The sequence below is a fragment of the Cohnella faecalis genome (assembly GCF_003570905.1).
GTDB classification, from domain to species: domain Bacteria; phylum Bacillota; class Bacilli; order Paenibacillales; family Paenibacillaceae; genus Cohnella; species Cohnella faecalis.
On the sequence record NZ_QXJM01000054.1, the window covers coordinates 1 to 15,491 of the forward strand.

Below are 15,491 nucleotides of genomic sequence, written 5' to 3' on the forward strand. Positions count from 1 at the left end.
ATCTCTCAGCCTATCGTGTTCGCGGCGGGACATCTCCGGTCACGGATGTCCACGATCAATTTCCGCACGGCTTTCTCCCAATTCGTCGAACTTCGTCGGCTTCAGCAACAGGTCGCGGATACCGATATGCATCGCGGTTTTGGCGTATTCAAAGTCTGTAGCCTGTTAGCATCAGAATCTCAACTTCCGGGTACGCTCCTTGACGTCTTGGAGAATACGAGCCCAATCCATCCCAGGCATCCGAATGTCCGTAATGATGAAGTGGGGTCGCGTCTCCTCCACGAGAGCCAGACGTCTTCTCCGTCCTCCGCTTCGCCAGCGACCATGCAGCCCCATCGTTCCCACGGCATGCTTTTCAAGCCTTCCCGAATCAACGGCTCGTCGTCCACGATGATCATTTTCAACATTGCTTATGCCTCCTTTGGCAATGAAGAGGCGATACGGATCCGGACGACTGTCCCTTCTCCGGAACCGAATTGACGTTACCCCGTAATCCTTGCCGAAAATGTATCGAATGCGCTGATTCACGTTGCGAATGCCGATTCCGCTTCCTTTGGCTTGCGGATCGGCGATGCTTTCATCGCCAGAAGCGCGTCGGCTTGTTTGGCGGTCATGCACCCCCGTTATCCCTCGACTTCGAAAATAATATCGCCGCCGTCGCTTTTCTCCCTCGACCCGAATTAACCTTGGCCTTTTTCATTTGAACCCATGCAGCAAAGCGTTCTCCACTATCGGCTGCAGAATGAGCTTCGGAATGACGATGGGAAGCAGCTCGTCTTCCATTCGGATATCGGCCTGGACGCGATCCCCGACCTTACTTTCTGAATGTATAAATAACCGAAATATATTTGATCTCTTCTTCGACTGTAATGAATTCCTTTTCCGTATTGATGCTGATCCTCATCAAATCTCCAGAGCGGTCACCATGCCGCAGATGGGGTCAACCCATTCATCTTCGCCATCCAATTGATCGATTCCAAGGTGTTGTACAAGAAATGAGGATTGATTTGAGCTTGCAACGCCTTAAGCTCGGATTGCTGGAGCACAAAATTTTCCCTCGGTAGGACTCTTCGACGAGCGAATGAATTTGACTGACCATATGGTTGACGCCCGTGCTCAATATCCCGATTTCATCCTTGCCGCCGCCGTGGAAACGAAACGTCCAAATCGCCCATCTGCACTTTTTTATCGGGATCAGCATTCTTTTGATCGGACGTGGTAATCGTTTGAGCGAAAATGCGGGCAAGCACGAAGGCGAACAGCAAAAATGAACCAAGGTAACGACGATCATCCATTCCCTTATCATGCGGCTGTCTTCGTAGAGCTTATCGAGAGAGATGATGCCTACGGTTTTCCAGCCCGTATACTCGGAGGTTCGAAAGGATACAAAATACCGCTCTCCCCCTATGGTCTGGATGGAGGAGCCTGAAGAGAAAGCCGCGATTTGCCGGATTTCCTCGACGGCTTGCGGTTGCCGAAAGGCTCCGAAGCGATAACCGGGCTCCCGTTCTCGTCCATAAGCAGCACCGCCCCGCTTTGGTCGAAATCGACGTTTTCAGCAAGTCGGCGACCATCGACGATTTTAGGCTAATAATGACGGTGCCAAGCGGTTTGACCGCCGTCTGCAGCTGTTTATTTCGCGGACGGCATACAGCAGCCCGTGCTCTTGGCGTCGTTCAGCCACTTCGTTTTTCGCCCGATAAACGGAAGCCATCTCCACAAATTGCTTGGGAGTCGGTCCGTTTCCTTGCTCGTTGAAGCTGCTTGGAACTTTAACTACGAGGCCGTTGTTGCCGTATATTTCAATGGAACGCATGATTTGGCTGTTATAGTGGGTGATCATGATCGATTCGATTTCGTTCACGGCGGCGATTGTTTCCCTCTCGCTCATGCGCCCATATCCGTGTTTGAATACGCGCTGGATCGTTTGATCGAAAGCCAGAATGCCGGAAAGGTCATCGATCCGCTCCAAGGTGTAATCCACGCTGGTCGAAATTTGCTGCACGGTTTCCACGTTGTATCGGCTCGTTTTTTTTCCGAAGATGGCCGACGATTTGTAGTAAGAGGAAATTCCTATGCCAAGTACGGATGCGATGATGACCACGACGAAACAGAGAAATATTTTATCCTGGATTTTCAAGTCGATGAATCCCCGATACAGCCTTCTCATGATGCCCATGCCCTCAGCCCCTGCGCGGTTGTTGCCGAATATGAATCAAGCATACAGCTCGTCCGCGTCTTGGACAGCCTGTATGCCGAAAATGAAGATAACCTCATTCAGCGAAACGAAAGCTCGATCATCTGATGTCCCGTAATCTTGGGACCTTAAACTCGACTCGGCCTTGTCGGGTCTCGAAAGCTAACGGAACGTTCCCGGAACGAGCGATACCGACTTTACGGGACGATCCTCACGGACCGAAATCGCGGTGTCGTAGAGAGGGATGACATCTTCCACGATATCCATGACCTTGCTGCGACGCTCCGGAATGTAGTGCAGCAGATGAACCACCTGTCGGGCTTCCTCCTCTTGCCTGTTCACTGTCGCGATGACCGTCGAAGGTCGTCATGCTTGAGCAAAGGATCCGGCAGCAGCATGTCGATCGCGTTCCGACCATTTGCTTCACCCACAAAGGCGCATTGTCATGATACTGGGTAAATACCGGATGGATGAAATAAATGACCCGGCCGCGCTTCACTATCGCCGGATATCCGATCTTGCCCGAGGAAGGCGAATGCAGGTGCGAGCTGAAATGCTCGAAAGATCGATTGAACACCGATGTGACGGCATCGACCAGCACTTCGCCGCTTCCGATGCTTCCACCCAAGCACCCTGCTTGTACATGACGTGCTCCGCTTGATCCAACCTTTGCAACCTCTCCCTTAGGAAGACGAAATCCGGACTGTAAGGCGCATTGCCTTTGAAAATGACGCCCCATTCGTTAAGGCAAACGAGTCTTTGTCCGGAGCAAGACCCGATTCGAAAGAGGCGATAACGCTGCCGCCTCTTCAAGATATTGCTTCAGCCGCTGTGCGAAAGCATCGGAAACCGGTATGACGTCCGGAAGGATGAGCAGCCGGTATTTCGAGAAATCGGCCTCCGAGTCGATGAAATCGAATTGGTGTCCGCTCTCCTGCAGCAAGCGGCACACCCCTTCCGACGCTTCGGGCAAGTTGCCGGTATCCGCGCCGTGAAACTCCTCCGGAGTAAAGACGCCGATATCCGTCACAGCCGTTACGTTGCGGCACCACGGCTCCTTCTTCTCTACTTCAGCGTACACTTCTCCGATCCGTTTATACATCGGGACTGAGAGGACGCCGGACGGTTCGAGCTGGTCGCCGATGCTGCACTTGGCGCCTTGCGCCAGCATGTTGTAACACTCGAATTCCAAAGCCGCCTTGTTACGGTATGAGGAATTGTCCCCCACGACGTATGGAATCTTCCGGTCATGCCGACCGTTTCGATGCCAAGAGTCCGGATGTACTTCACCGATACGGGAAATCCATGTATCCCAAGGCCGCCCGGAAGAGATTCGAATGCGGCATAGGTGTAGTTGTCCAGTACCGGCTTGTCTACCCGCCTACATGTCCTTTGTTATAGAAAATATTGTAGTCCGGGTTGAAGGAACGCACCTGTTCGCTCATATCCGCACCCATTCATGATAGGTATCCTCGGCGTAGCGCTGCCGGTCTTCCGCGTTTTTCGGATTCAAGCCCGCAGCCTTCATCCTTTCAAGCAAGAAGGGCAAACGCACTCCACCACGAACGAAGCGTCGAACCATACGCCCTCTGCGGGAATCTCCTCCATCACTTCCTGGAGGTTCTCCTTCAAAAATTTGCGATACCCGTATTCACGCAAAGATTCCGGTAAAAACCAGCCTCGAGGTAACCTCTCTTCTCGTGGTCGCTGTAACGGCCTTCCGCATCGATCGCCACCCATTCCGGGTGCTCCGTATACGAATAGACATCCCAGCGAACCGTTATATACAGATTTACGTGAATGCCGCGTTTGCGGCAAGCTTCCGCCTGCTGCTTAAGAATATCCCGTCCTTTCAGATGGAGATGTACGCGTTCCGAAAACTTTTTGGAGTCGTAGTACATCATCCCGTGGTGGCATCGAACGAACAGGTTGATGGAATCGACCCTTGCTTCATCCAGCGTAGCCGCAAACCGTTCGGCGTCGAAGTCGTTGCCTACTCCTTCAATCAGCTCGCTCGTATGGAAATCCAAGTGTATTTGGCGAAACTTTACTTCGTTGACTGACATGCTCATATCCTCCCCAATCCTACGATTTCACTGCGCCGGCTGTCATTCCGGAAATAATGCTCTTGCTGAGAAAAAAGTACACAATGAACGTCGGCGTTACGGTAAGCATGATGGCCGAGAAGGTCGCTCCCCAGTCCGTCATGCCGTAATTGCCTACATAATCGCGCAATCCCAAGGTGACGGTCAGCAAGCTCTTGGAGTTCAAGAAGGTGAACGGAAAAATAAATTCGTTCCAGGCGAACACGCCGTATAAGGTGGCGACCGTCACTACAATGTTGGCCGCCATCGGAAGCACGATGCTTACGAACAATCGGTACATCGAAGCGCCGTCCATGACAGCCGATTCCATCACTTCATTCGGCAAATACTTATAGAAGGAGACGAACAGGAAGATGGACACCGGCAAGCCGAAGCCGATCTGCGGCAAAATAACGCTCGTATACGTGTTAAGAAGATGCAGGTCCCGGAAGATCTGATAAAGCGGAATCAGCGTCACCTGAATGGGAACCATGATCCCGAACAAGAAGAACAGAAGCCCCGCCTTTCTGAAGCGAAATCTCAGCTTTTCCAACGCAAATCCGGCCATGGAGCTGAGAACCAGAATGCCGCGAGAACAAAAACGACAACGATCAGACTGTTCCGGAAGTAGAGAAGCAGGTCGCTTTTGAGAATCGCGTTCACGTAATTGTCCAGATACAACGATTTGGGCAAAGCAAACGGATTGGAGCCAACCCGGAATTCATCGATTGTTTTGAAGCTGGAAACCAGAACCCACAGGATGGGGAAAATCTGGATGGCCAGCATGACGAGCAGCAGGGGCCGGGAACAGGAAACGCCCGACCGATCTGCGCAGCGTTTCCATATTAATCATCCTTTTTCATTTGGAAGATTTGCATAACGAGTCCGACCAGAGAAAACACTCAACGGCGATGAACACGGCAATCGCGCTGCCATACCCGTAATACATGCTGCTGAACGCTTGCTTATACATATAGGTGGCGACCAATTCGCTGGAAGTGCCGGGCCCGCCATACGTCAACAAGTACGGGATATCGAAGGACTTCAACGATCCGTTCAATACAAGAATGATGCTAGTAAAAATAATGCCTTTGATCATCGGGAGCTTAATATATCGATATAATTTCCATCCGGATGCTCCATCCATCCGCGCCGCTTCGATGACCTCTTCCGATATGCTGATGAGAGCGGAATAGAAAATCACCATATACACAGCCGCGAACTTGTAGCCCTCCGCGATTGCCACGATGAGCAGCGAACGGTGGGGATCGGACAACCATTCGGAATCCAGCATCGAGGGCTGGAACCAGCTCAAGAAATAGTTGAGCATGCCTACCGGATTGACGGAAAAGACGTTCTGAAAGATTTGAACGAGCGCAACCGTGGAAAGAACACCGGCGCGAAATAGAGCGTCTGAAAAATCTCGCGGCCCGCTTGATCTTAGTTAACAAAACGGCAATGAATAAACCAACGGACACTTGAAAAACGACGTTCACGATCGTGAATACGATATTGTTCTTGAATACTTGCCAGAATACGTCGTCTTCCGTAAACATCCGAATGTAATTATCGAATCCCGTAAATTTCATCGGGGAAATGCCGTCCCATTCGTAAAGCTGTAGACGGCGGACCAGCGATCGGGAGCAATACCGTAAAGACGTAGACCACTAATGCCGGCAATAGGAACACCGTTATATACGACTTGCGGCTCAAATATTTTTCCATTGTTCCTCATTCCGACTTTATGGTTTAGCTTGAGAGGGAAAGGGACAGCCGGAGGAGCCTTGCTTCTTTTCCTCCGGCGGCCGCTCCTACGCGAGCTTATTTCTGGTCTTTGAAGAAGGAAGGCGCGTTCCGGCCGATCGCTTTGTCCACTTTCTCCGCGAATTCCTCCGGCGTAATGAGTCCGAGCGCCAATTCGTTAGCGGTCGATCCCACGACTTCATTGGAAGCCGGGTCCAGCTTATCGTCCCAGGAAACGCCGCCTTTAGCTACCGCTTCAAGTCCAAAGAGAAATCTTTCGCCAGCTTGAACACATTAGAAGGAAGGTCTCCATTCATAGGCGAGAGATAGCCCCAACATCGAATGCCGCTTGGTTATAATGCTCCACGACGAACTTGAAGAATCTTTTCGTTTCCGCATCGAACGTTTCTTTGTTGAACGCATACGCCAAGCCTGCCGTAATCGAGGTGTTCGGACCGTTATTCTCGGCTCGGCCACTCCGGGATGAAGAAGTATCCGATTTCGCCGCTGTCATATTTGTCCTTGAACTGCGCGAGCTCCACGACCGTTGTAATGGATGACGGCATTGCCGCCAGGAAAAAGTTCAAGGTTTGCGTATAATCCATGCTGCTGAAGCCTTTTTGGAAATACCCGCCTTGCCGAGCGTGGAAAGCAAGTTCGCCGCTTTCATGCCGATTTCTCCGGTAAACTTTTCGTCCCCCGTCTTCAGCTTGTCGATGAATTCCGTATGGGTCAGACGAAGAGGGATGAACGACAGGTAACGAACCAGCTGCCACATCTCCTTGCCGGATACCGCGATCGGCGTATAACCTCCGCTTTCAGCTTCGCCGCCGCATCGACGAACTCGTCGAAGGTTGTAGGTACTTTAATGTTGTTTTCTTCGAACGGCTTCTTGTAATACCAGAAGGCTTCGCCGTATTTGCCCTCGGGAAGAGGTACAGGTTTCCGTCGCTAAAGGAAAGGAAATCGATAGCAGCTTTGTTGAACTCGTCGAACATGCCGAATTCCTGAAGCGTGGCTTTGATGTCCCCAGACGGCCTGCTTAGCCAGATTTTCGCTCAACAGTCGTTCGGATTTTAAAGAAGTCCGGAAGCTGATTGCCGCGATATAAGTTCTAAGCTTTTGAAAATATTGCGTGTCATTCGGAATCGACTCGATCTCCACTTCGAATTCGGGTTCACTTCTTTTTTGGTATGATCGATCAACGATTTCATGACTCGGTAATCGGCATTGTTTTTCGTTGCCCTTGGTGAAGAAACGGAGCTTTTCTTGGGTTGGCTGTCGCTGACCCTGTATCGCTGTTAGAAGCGCCTGTGTCGATAGCTGTAACGCTTGGCGAGGCGTTGCTGTTCGAGCTTCCATTGCCGCACCCGCAAGCAGGCTGACTGACAATACCAGAACTAAAGTGAGCACCCCTAAACCTTGAAGTTACGCATGTCATATCCAATTTGATTTGCTAGGCTTCTATCGTAGAACTGATTAACCGGTAACTTGATTATAGGATCGCCCGACGGAAAAAAATCAGAGCATTGACTTGATCTATCAATATTTGACCGGCAGATAAAATCGGGATGGATGAAAGCTGTCGCAAGCTCTTATCCGTCAAATATTGGAATGAGCAAATGCTCATTGGGCATATTGTGCTACATTTTAACTCTCCAGATAAACGGACTGCCAATCGAGGTGAGATTTACAAATTGCCCAATGAGCAATTTTGCTCATTGGCAATAATTGACGGGATAGAGACTCATGCGACAAGCTTTCATCCATCGATTTGATTCTGCGGGTCAAATTTTGATAGACAGTCAAAATGCTCTGATTTTTTTTCGCGGGGCGATCCTATTCAAGTTACGGTTAATCAGTAGCTACGATAGAAGCTAGGCAACAAATTGGGGTAGACAATGCGTAATTAAGGTTTTAGGGTGCTCACTTTAGTTCTGGTATTGTCAGCAGCTGCTTGCGGGTGCGGCATGGAAGCTCGAACGCAACGCCTCGCAAGCGGTACAGCTATCGACACAGGCGCTTCTAACAGCGATACAGGGTCAGCGGACAGCCAACGCAAGAAAAAGCTCCGTTTCTTCACCAAGGGCAACGAAAACAATGCGATTACCGAGTCATGAAATCGTTGATCGATCAGTACAAAAAGAAGTGAACCGAATTTCGAAGTGGAGATCGAGTCGATTCCGAATGACACGCAATATTTTCAAAAGCTTAGAATTATATCGGGCAATCAGCTTCCGGACTTCTTTAAAATCCCGAACGGACTGTTGAGCGAAAATCTGGCTAAGCAGGGCCGTCTGGTGGACATCAAAGCCACGCTTCAGGAATTCGGCATGTTCGACGAGTTCAACAAAGCTGCTATCGATTTCCTTTCTTTAGCGACGGAAACCTGTACCTCTTCCCCGAGGGCAAATACGGCGAAGCCTTCTGGTATTACAAGAAGCCGTTCGAAGAAAACAACATTAAAGTACCTACAACCTTCGACGAGTTCGTCGATGCGGCGGCGAAGCTGAAGCGGAGGGTTATACGCGATCGCGGTATCCGGCAAGGAGATGTGGCAGCTGGTTCGTTACCTGTCGTTCATCCCTCTTCGTCTGACCATACGGAATTCATCGACAAGCTGAAGACGGGGACGAAAAGTTTACCGGAGAAATCGCATGAAAGCGGCGAACTTGCTTTCCACGCTCGGCAAGGGCGGTATTTCAAAAAGGCTTCAGCAGCATGGATTATACGCAAACCTTGAACTTTTTCCTGGGCGGCAATGCCGTCATCCATTACAACGGGTCGTGGAGCTCGCGCAGTTCAAGGACAAATATGACAGCGGCGAAATCGGATACTTCTTCATCCCGGAGGTGGCCGGAGCCGAGAATAACGGTCCGAACACCTCGATTACGGCAGGCTTGGCGTATGCGTTCAACAAAGAAACGTTCGATGCGGAAACGAAAAGATTCTTCAAGTTCGTCGTGGAGCATTATAACCAAGCGGCATTCGATGTTGGGGGCTATCTCTCGCCTATGAATGGAGACCTTCCTTCTAATGTGTTCAAGCTGGCGAAAGATTTCTCTTTGGACTTGGAAGCGGTAGCTAAAGGCGGCGTTTCCTGGGACGATAAGCTGGACCCGGCTTCCAATGAAGTCGTGGGATCGACCGCTAACGAATTGGCGCTCGGACTCATTACGCCGGAGGAATTCGCGGAGAAAGTGGACAAAGCGATCGGCCGGAACGCGCCTTCCTTCTTCAAAGACCAGAAATAAGCTCGCGTAGGAGCGGGCCGCGGAGGAAAAGAAGCAAGGCTCTCCGGCTGTCCCTTTCCCTCTCAAGCTAAACCATAAAGTCGGGAATGAGGAACAATGGAAAAATATTTGAGCCGCAAGTCGTATATAACGGTGTTCCTATTGCCGGCATTAGTGGTCTACGTCTTTACGGTATTGCTCCCGATCGGCTGGTCCGCCGTCTACAGCTTTTACGAATGGGACGGCATTTCCCCGATGAAATTTACGGGATTCGATAATTACATTCGGATGTTTACGGAAGACGACGTATTCTGGCAAGTATTCAAGAACAATATCGTATTCACGATCGTGAACGTCGTTTTTCAAGTGTCCGTTGGTTTATTCATTGCCGTTTTGTTAACTAAGATCAAGCGGGCCGCGAGATTTTTCAGACGCTCTATTTCGCGCCGGTGGTTCTTTCCACGGTTGCGCTCGTTCAAATCTTTCAGAACGTCTTTTCCGTCAATCCGGTAGGCATGCTCAACTATTTCTTGAGCTGGTTCCAGCCCTCGATGCTGGATTCCGAATGGTTGTCCGATCCCCACCGTTCGCTGCTCATCGTGGCAATCGCGGAGGGCTACAAGTTCGCGGCTGTGTATATGGTGATTTTCTATTCCGCTCTCATCAGCATATCGGAAGAGGTCATCGAAGCGGCGCGGATGGATGGAGCATCCGGATGGAAATTATATCGATATATTAAGCTCCCGATGATCAAAGGCATTATTTTTACTAGCATCATTCTTGTATTGAACGGATCGTTGAAGTCCTTCGATATCCGTACTTGTTGACGTATGGCGGGCCCGGCACTTCCAGCGAATTGGTCGCCACCTATATGTATAAGCAAGCGTTCAGCAGCATGTATTACGGGTATGGCAGCGCGATTGCCGTGTTCATCGCCGTTGAGTGTTTTCTCTGGTCGGACTCGTTATGCAAATCTTCCAAATGAAAAAGGATGATTAATATGGAAACGCTGCGCAGATCGGTCGGGCGTTTCCTGTTCCCGGCCCTGCTGCTCGTCATGCTGGCCATCCAGATTTTCCCCATCCTGTGGGTTCTGGTTTCCAGCTTCAAAACAATCGATGAATTCCGGGTTGGCTCCAATCCGTTTGCTTTGCCCAAATCGTTGTATCTGGACAATTACGTGAACGCGATTCTCAAAAGCGACCTGCTTCTCTACTTCCGGAACAGTCTGATCGTTGTCGTTTTTGTTCTCGCGGGCATTCTGGTTCTCAGCTCCATGGCCGGATTTGCGTTGGAAAAGCTGAGATTTCGCTTCAGAAAGGCGGGGCTTCTGTTCTTCTTGTTCGGGATCATGGTTCCCATTCAGGTGACGCTGATTCCGCTTTATCAGATCTTCCGGGACCTGCATCTTCTTAACACGTATACGAGCGTTATTTTGCCGCAGATCGGCTTCGGCTTGCCGGTGTCCATCTTCCTGTTCGTCTCCTTCTATAAGTATTTGCCGAATGAAGTGATGGAATCGGCTGTCATGGACGGCGCTTCGATGTACCGATTGTTCGTAAGCATCGTGCTTCCGATGGCGGCCAACATTGTAGTGACGGTCGCCACCTTATACGGCGTGTTCGCCTGGAACGAATTTATTTTTCCGTTCACCTTCTTGAACTCCAAGAGCTTGCTGACCGTCACCTTGGGATTGCGCGATTATGTAGGCAATTACGGCATGACGGACTGGGGAGCGACCTTCTCGGCCATCATGCTTACCGTAACGCCGACGTTCATTGTGTACTTTTTTCTCAGCAAGAGCATTATTTCCGGAATGACAGCCGGCGCAGTGAAATCGTAGGATTGGGAGGATATGAGCATGTCAGTCAACGAAGTAAAGTTTCGCCAAATACACTTGGATTTCCATACGAGCGAGCTGATTGAAGGAGTAGGCAACGACTTCGACGCCGAACGGTTTGCGGCTACGCTGGATGAAGCAAGGGTCGATTCCATCAACCTGTTCGTTCGATGCCACCACGGGATGATGTACTACGACTCCAAAAAGTTTTCGGAACGCGTACATCTCCATCTGAAAGGACGGGATATTCTTAAGCAGCAGGCGGAAGCTTGCCGCAAACGCGGCATTCACGTAAATCTGTATATAACGGTTCGCTGGGATGTCTATTCGTATACGGAGCACCCGAATGGGTGGCGATCGATGCGGAAGGCCGTTACAGCGACCACGAGAAGAGAGGTTACCTCGAGGCTGGTTTTTACCGGAATCTTTGCGTGAATACGGGGTATCGCAAATTTTTGAAGGAGAACCTCCAGGAAGTGATGGAGGAGATTCCGGAGGGCGTATGGTTCGACGCTTCGTTCGTGTGGAGTGCGTTTGTGGAGTGCGTTTGCCTTCTTGCTTGAAAGGGATGAAGGCTGCGGGCTTGAATCCGAAAAACGCGGAAGACCGGCAGCGCTACGCCGAGGATACCTATCATGAATGGGTGCGGGATATGAGCGAACAGGTGCGTTCCTTCAACCCGGACTACAATATTTTCTATAACAAAGGACATGTAGGCCGGGTAGACAAGCCGGTACTGGACAACTACACCTATGCCGCATTCGAATCTCTTCCGGGCGGGCTTGGGGATACATGGATTTCCCGGTATCGGTGAAGTACATCCGGACTCTTGGCATCGAAACGGTCGGCATGACCGGAAGATTCCATACGTCGTGGGGGGACAATTCCTCATACCGTAACAAGGCGGCTTTGGAATTCGAGTGTTACAACATGCTGGCGCAAGGCGCCAAGTGCAGCATCGGCGACCAGCTCGAACCGTCCGGCGTCCTCTCAGTCCCGATGTATAAACGGATCGGAGAAGTGTACGCTGAAGTAGAGAAGAAGGAGCCGTGGTGCCGCAACGTAACGGCTGTGACGGATATCGGCGTCTTTACTCCGGAGGAGTTTCACGGCGCGGATACCGGCAACTTGCCCGAAGCGTCGGAAGGGGTGTGCCGCTTGCTGCAGGAGAGCGGACACCAATTCGATTTCATCGACTCGGAGGCCGATTTCTCGAAATACCGGCTGCTCATCCTTCCGGACGTCATACCGGTTTCCGATGCTTTCGCACAGCGGCTGAAGCAATATCTTGAAGAGGGCGGCAGCGTTATCGCCTCTTTCGAATCGGGTCTTGCTCCGGACAAAGACTCGTTTGCCTTAACGGAATGGGGCGTCATTTTCAAAGGCAATGCGCCTTACAGTCCGGATTTCGTCGTTCCTAAGGGAGAGGTTGGCAAAGGGTTGGATCAAGCGGAGCACGTCATGTACAAGCAGGGTGCTTGGGTGGAAGCATCGGAAGGCGGCGAAGTGCTGGTCGATGCCGTCACATCGGTGTTCAATCGATCTTTCGAGCATTTCAGCTCGCACCTGCATTCGCCTTCCTCGGGCAAGATCGGATATCCGGCGATAGTGAAGCGCGGCCGGGTCATTTATTTCATCCATCCGGTATTTACCCAGTATCATGACAATGCGCCTTTGTGGGTGAAGCAAATGGTTCGGAACGCGATCGACATGCTGCTGCCGGATCCTTTGCTCAAGCATGACGGACCTTCGACGGTCATCGCGACAGTGAACAGGCAAGAGGAGGAAGCCCGACAGGTGGTTCATCTGCTGCACTACATTCCGGAGCGTCGCAGCAAGGTCATGGATATCGTGGAAGATGTCATCCCTCTCTACGACACCGCGATTTCGGTCCGTGAGGATCGTCCCGTAAAGTCGGTATCGCTCGTTCCGGGGAACGTTCCGTTAGCTTTCGAGACCCGACAAGGCCGAGTCGAGTTTAAGGTTCCCAAGATTACGGGACATCAGATGATCGAGCTTTCGTTTCGCTGAATGAGGTTATCTTCATTTTCGGCATACAGGCTGTCCAAGACGCGGACGAGCCTGTATGCTTGATTCATATTCGGCAACAACCGCGCAGGGGCTGAGGGCATGGGCATCATGAGAAGGCTGTATCGGGGATTCATCGACTTGAAAATCCAGGATAAAATATTTCTCTGTTTCGTCGTGGTCATCATCGCATCCGTACTTGGCATAGGAATTTCCTCTTACTACAAATCGTCGGCCATCTTCGGAAAAAAAACGAGCCGATACAACGTGGAAACCGTGCAGCAAATTTCGACCAGCGTGGATTACACCTTGGAGCGGATCGATGACCTTTCCGGCATTCTGGCTTTCGATCAAACGATCCAGCGCGTATTCAACACGGATATGGGCGCCATGAGCGAGAGGGAAACAATCGCCGCCGTGAACGAAATCGAATCGATCATGATCACCCACTATAACAGCCAAATCATGCGTTCCATTGAAATATACGGCAACAACGGCCTCGTAGTTAAAGTTCCAAGCAGCTTCAACGAGCAAGGAAACGGACCGACTCCCAAGCAATTTGTGGAGATGGCTTCCGTTTATCGCGGGAAAACGAAGTGGCTGAACGACGCCCAAGAGCACGGGCTGCTGTATGCCGTCCGCGAAATAAACGAGCTGCAGACGGCGGTCAAACCGCTTGGCACCGTCATTATTAGCCTAAAATCGTCGATGGTCGCCGACTTGCTGAAAAACGTCGATTTCGACCAAAGCGGGGCGGTGCTGCTTATGGACGAGAACGGGAGCCCGGTTATCGCTTCGGAGCCTTTCGGGCAACCGCAAGCCGTCGAGGAAATCCGGCAAATCGCGGCTTTCTCTTCAGGCTCCTCCATCCAGACCATAGGGGGAGAGCGGTATTTTGTATCCTTTCGAACCTCCGAGTATACGGGCTGGAAAACCGTAGGCATCATCTCTCTCGATAAGCTCTACGAAGACAGCCGCATGATAAGGGAATGGATGATCGTCGTTACCTTGGTCATTTTGCTGTTCGCCTTCGTGCTTGCCCGCATTTTCGCTCAAACGATTACACGTCCGATCAAAAGAATGCTGATCCCGATGAAAAAAGTGCAGATGGGCGATTTGGACGTTTCGTTTCCAAGCGGCGGCAAGGATGAAATCGGGATATTGAGCACGGGCGTCAACCATATGGTCAGTCAAATTCATTCGCTCGTCGAAGAGTCCTACCGAGGGAAAATTTTGCTCCAGCAATCCGAGCTTAAGGCGTTGCAAGCTCAAATCAATCCTCATTTCTTGTACAACACCTTGGAATCGATCAATTGGATGGCGAAGATGAATGGGTTGACCCATCTGCGGCATGGTGACCGCTCTGGAGATTTGATGAGGATCAGCATCAATACGGAAAAGGAATTCATTACAGTCGAAGAAGAGATCAAATATATTTCGGATTATTTATACATTCAGAAAGTAAGGTTCGGGGATCGCGTCAGGCCGATATCCGAATGGAGACGAGCTGCTTCCATCGTCATTCCGAAGCTCATTCTGCAGCCGATAGTGGAGAACGCTTTGCTGCATGGGGTTCAATGAAAAAAGGCCAAGGGTTAATTCGGGTCCGAGGGAGAAAAGCCGACGGCGGCGATATTATTTTCGAAGTCGAGGATAACGGGGGTGGCATGACCGCCAAACAAGCCGACGCGCTTCTGGCGGATGAAAGCATCGCCGATCCGCAAGCCAAAGGAAGCGGAATCGGCATTCGCAACGTGAATCAGCGCATTCGATACATTTTCGGCAAGGATTACGGGGTAACGGTCAATTCGGTTCCGGAGAAGGGACAGTCGTCCGGATCCGTATCGCCTCTTCATTGCCAAAGGAGGCATAAGCAATGTTGAAAATGATCATCGTGGACGACGAGCCGTTGATTCGGGAAGGCTTGAAAAGCATGCCGTGGAACGATGGGGCTGCATGGTCGCTGGCGAAGCGGAGGACGGAGAAGACGGTCTGGCTCTCGTGGAGGAGACGCGACCCCACTTCATCATTACGGACATTCGGATGCCTGGGATGGATGGGCTCGTATTCTCCAAGACGGTCAAGGAGCGTTACCCGGAAGTTGAGATTCTGATGCTAACAGGCTACCAGGACTTTGAATACGCCAAAACCGCGATGCATATCGGTATCCGCGACCTGTTGCTGAAGCCGACGAAGTTCGACGAATTGGAGAAAGCCGTGCGGAAATTGATCGTGGACATCCGTGACCGGGAGATGTCCCGCGCGAACACGATAGGCTGAGAGATCAAATGCGCTCGGCGCTGCCCCTGCTCAAAAACAAGCTGGTGCACGATTTGCTTCACGGATATTTGTACGCCCCTAATGTA

At 51.0% G+C, this 15,491-nt stretch carries 22 protein-coding genes; 10 read left to right on the plus strand and 12 right to left on the minus strand.

Annotation, left to right across the window (positions count from 1 at the left end; genetic code table 11):
- Nucleotides 1-179: 179 nt before the first annotated feature.
- From D3H35_RS30470 to D3H35_RS28180, 12 genes are all read right to left on the minus strand, one after another.
- Nucleotides 180-407 (minus strand): response regulator, encoded by a 228-nt coding sequence (locus D3H35_RS30470; RefSeq protein WP_147355969.1) that lies wholly within the window; start codon nucleotides 405-407, stop codon nucleotides 180-182.
- A gap of 513 nt (nucleotides 408-920) precedes the next feature.
- Nucleotides 921-1,046: a sensor histidine kinase gene (locus D3H35_RS33155; protein WP_233568211.1), complete on the minus strand. Its 126-nt coding sequence runs from the start codon at nucleotides 1,044-1,046 to the stop codon at nucleotides 921-923.
- 84 nt (nucleotides 1,047-1,130) lie between these two features.
- Complete coding sequence (locus D3H35_RS31030) at nucleotides 1,131-1,295, minus strand: hypothetical protein (protein WP_158594321.1); 165 nt, start codon at nucleotides 1,293-1,295, stop codon at nucleotides 1,131-1,133.
- Between the two features lie 287 nt (nucleotides 1,296-1,582).
- Nucleotides 1,583-2,179, minus strand: coding sequence for a hypothetical protein (locus D3H35_RS28155; protein ID WP_119152426.1), 597 nt, complete (start codon nucleotides 2,177-2,179; stop codon nucleotides 1,583-1,585).
- Between the two features lie 180 nt (nucleotides 2,180-2,359).
- On the minus strand, nucleotides 2,360-2,509 hold the full coding sequence (locus D3H35_RS31515) for a hypothetical protein (protein ID WP_199728633.1): 150 nt from the start codon (nucleotides 2,507-2,509) through the stop codon (nucleotides 2,360-2,362).
- Nucleotides 2,510-2,939: 430 nt separating this feature from the next.
- On the minus strand, nucleotides 2,940-3,368 hold the full coding sequence (locus tag D3H35_RS31520) for a beta-galactosidase trimerization domain-containing protein (RefSeq protein ID WP_199728634.1): 429 nt from the start codon (nucleotides 3,366-3,368) through the stop codon (nucleotides 2,940-2,942).
- A gap of 457 nt (nucleotides 3,369-3,825) precedes the next feature.
- Complete coding sequence (locus D3H35_RS31525) at nucleotides 3,826-4,263, minus strand: alpha-L-fucosidase (protein ID WP_199728635.1); 438 nt, start codon at nucleotides 4,261-4,263, stop codon at nucleotides 3,826-3,828.
- Nucleotides 4,264-4,282: 19 nt separating this feature from the next.
- Nucleotides 4,283-4,834, minus strand: coding sequence for a carbohydrate ABC transporter permease (locus D3H35_RS28165; protein WP_199728636.1), 552 nt, complete (start codon nucleotides 4,832-4,834; stop codon nucleotides 4,283-4,285).
- On the minus strand, nucleotides 4,822-5,067 hold the full coding sequence (locus D3H35_RS31530) for an ABC transporter permease family protein (protein ID WP_199728637.1): 246 nt from the start codon (nucleotides 5,065-5,067) through the stop codon (nucleotides 4,822-4,824). Before D3H35_RS31530 ends, D3H35_RS28165 begins: the two co-directional genes overlap by 13 nt.
- A gap of 73 nt (nucleotides 5,068-5,140) precedes the next feature.
- Entirely contained in the window at nucleotides 5,141-5,647 is a 507-nt protein-coding gene (locus tag D3H35_RS28170) for a carbohydrate ABC transporter permease (protein ID WP_267901471.1), read from the minus strand.
- Between the two features lie 835 nt (nucleotides 5,648-6,482).
- Nucleotides 6,483-6,629: a hypothetical protein gene (locus D3H35_RS31035; RefSeq protein WP_158594322.1), complete on the minus strand. Its 147-nt coding sequence runs from the start codon at nucleotides 6,627-6,629 to the stop codon at nucleotides 6,483-6,485.
- Entirely contained in the window at nucleotides 6,608-6,802 is a 195-nt protein-coding gene (locus D3H35_RS28180; RefSeq protein WP_119152429.1) for a hypothetical protein, read from the minus strand. The genes D3H35_RS31035 and D3H35_RS28180 overlap by 22 nt, the downstream gene beginning before the upstream one ends.
- Before the next feature lie 1,879 nt (nucleotides 6,803-8,681).
- On the opposite strand from D3H35_RS28180, the gene D3H35_RS28200 reads away from it, so the two are divergent.
- From D3H35_RS28200 to D3H35_RS28240, 10 genes are all read left to right on the plus strand, one after another.
- Nucleotides 8,682-9,278 (plus strand): hypothetical protein, encoded by a 597-nt coding sequence (locus tag D3H35_RS28200; RefSeq protein WP_147355970.1) that lies wholly within the window; start codon nucleotides 8,682-8,684, stop codon nucleotides 9,276-9,278.
- A 96-nt stretch (nucleotides 9,279-9,374) separates the two neighbouring features.
- Nucleotides 9,375-9,770, plus strand: coding sequence for a carbohydrate ABC transporter permease (locus D3H35_RS28205; protein WP_119151990.1), 396 nt, complete (start codon nucleotides 9,375-9,377; stop codon nucleotides 9,768-9,770).
- The gene (locus tag D3H35_RS28210; RefSeq protein WP_158594323.1) at nucleotides 9,707-10,084 is read left to right on the plus strand and encodes a carbohydrate ABC transporter permease; all 378 of its coding nucleotides are present in this window, start codon (nucleotides 9,707-9,709) and stop codon (nucleotides 10,082-10,084) included. The genes D3H35_RS28205 and D3H35_RS28210 overlap by 64 nt, the downstream gene beginning before the upstream one ends.
- 173 nt (nucleotides 10,085-10,257) lie before the next feature.
- Nucleotides 10,258-11,100 carry a carbohydrate ABC transporter permease gene (locus D3H35_RS28220; RefSeq protein ID WP_119151988.1) on the plus strand — a complete coding sequence of 281 codons (843 nt, stop codon included), beginning with the start codon at nucleotides 10,258-10,260 and terminating at the stop codon, nucleotides 11,098-11,100.
- 18 nt (nucleotides 11,101-11,118) lie between these two features.
- Complete coding sequence (locus D3H35_RS31535) at nucleotides 11,119-11,532, plus strand: alpha-L-fucosidase (protein ID WP_199728638.1); 414 nt, start codon at nucleotides 11,119-11,121, stop codon at nucleotides 11,530-11,532.
- 106 nt (nucleotides 11,533-11,638) lie between these two features.
- Nucleotides 11,639-11,911 carry a hypothetical protein gene (locus D3H35_RS31540; RefSeq protein WP_199728639.1) on the plus strand — a complete coding sequence of 91 codons (273 nt, stop codon included), beginning with the start codon at nucleotides 11,639-11,641 and terminating at the stop codon, nucleotides 11,909-11,911.
- Nucleotides 11,890-13,128 carry a beta-galactosidase trimerization domain-containing protein gene (locus D3H35_RS31545; RefSeq protein ID WP_199728640.1) on the plus strand — a complete coding sequence of 413 codons (1,239 nt, stop codon included), beginning with the start codon at nucleotides 11,890-11,892 and terminating at the stop codon, nucleotides 13,126-13,128. The genes D3H35_RS31540 and D3H35_RS31545 overlap by 22 nt, the downstream gene beginning before the upstream one ends.
- 99 nt (nucleotides 13,129-13,227) lie before the next feature.
- A complete protein-coding gene (locus D3H35_RS28230; protein ID WP_119152434.1) occupies nucleotides 13,228-14,706 on the plus strand; it encodes a cache domain-containing sensor histidine kinase in 1,479 nt (492 codons plus the stop codon).
- Complete coding sequence (locus D3H35_RS28235) at nucleotides 14,703-15,008, plus strand: sensor histidine kinase (protein ID WP_119152435.1); 306 nt, start codon at nucleotides 14,703-14,705, stop codon at nucleotides 15,006-15,008. Before D3H35_RS28230 ends, D3H35_RS28235 begins: the two co-directional genes overlap by 4 nt.
- A 55-nt stretch (nucleotides 15,009-15,063) precedes the next feature.
- Nucleotides 15,064-15,405 (plus strand): response regulator, encoded by a 342-nt coding sequence (locus tag D3H35_RS28240; protein ID WP_267901470.1) that lies wholly within the window; start codon nucleotides 15,064-15,066, stop codon nucleotides 15,403-15,405.
- The last annotated feature ends 86 nt before the right edge of the window (nucleotides 15,406-15,491 follow it).

Bases quoted from the DNA above. Each gene is read 5' to 3' on its own strand.
- D3H35_RS30470 (WP_147355969.1), bottom strand. From the start codon at position 407: ATGTTGAAAATGATCATCGTGGACGACGAGCCGTTGATTCGGGAAGGC.
- D3H35_RS31030 (WP_158594321.1), bottom strand. From the start codon at position 1,295: ATGGATGATCGTCGTTACCTTGGTTCATTTTTGCTGTTCGCCTTCGTG.
- D3H35_RS28155 (WP_119152426.1), bottom strand. From the start codon at position 2,179: ATGGGCATCATGAGAAGGCTGTATCGGGGATTCATCGACTTGAAAATC.
- D3H35_RS31520 (WP_199728634.1), bottom strand. From the start codon at position 3,368: ATGCTGGCGCAAGGCGCCAAGTGCAGCATCGGCGACCAGCTCGAACCG.
- D3H35_RS31525 (WP_199728635.1), bottom strand. From the start codon at position 4,263: ATGTCAGTCAACGAAGTAAAGTTTCGCCAAATACACTTGGATTTCCAT.
- D3H35_RS31530 (WP_199728637.1), bottom strand. From the start codon at position 5,067: ATGCTGGCCATCCAGATTTTCCCCATCCTGTGGGTTCTGGTTTCCAGC.
- D3H35_RS31035 (WP_158594322.1), bottom strand. From the start codon at position 6,629: ATGGATTATACGCAAACCTTGAACTTTTTCCTGGCGGCAATGCCGTCA.
- D3H35_RS28180 (WP_119152429.1), bottom strand. From the start codon at position 6,802: ATGTGGCAGCTGGTTCGTTACCTGTCGTTCATCCCTCTTCGTCTGACC.
- D3H35_RS28200 (WP_147355970.1), top strand. From the start codon at position 8,682: ATGAAAGCGGCGAACTTGCTTTCCACGCTCGGCAAGGGCGGTATTTCA.
- D3H35_RS28205 (WP_119151990.1), top strand. From the start codon at position 9,375: ATGGAAAAATATTTGAGCCGCAAGTCGTATATAACGGTGTTCCTATTG.
- D3H35_RS28220 (WP_119151988.1), top strand. From the start codon at position 10,258: ATGGAAACGCTGCGCAGATCGGTCGGGCGTTTCCTGTTCCCGGCCCTG.
- D3H35_RS31535 (WP_199728638.1), top strand. From the start codon at position 11,119: ATGTCAGTCAACGAAGTAAAGTTTCGCCAAATACACTTGGATTTCCAT.
- D3H35_RS31545 (WP_199728640.1), top strand. From the start codon at position 11,890: ATGGATTTCCCGGTATCGGTGAAGTACATCCGGACTCTTGGCATCGAA.
- D3H35_RS28230 (WP_119152434.1), top strand. From the start codon at position 13,228: ATGGGCATCATGAGAAGGCTGTATCGGGGATTCATCGACTTGAAAATC.
- D3H35_RS28235 (WP_119152435.1), top strand. From the start codon at position 14,703: ATGAAAAAAGGCCAAGGGTTAATTCGGGTCCGAGGGAGAAAAGCCGAC.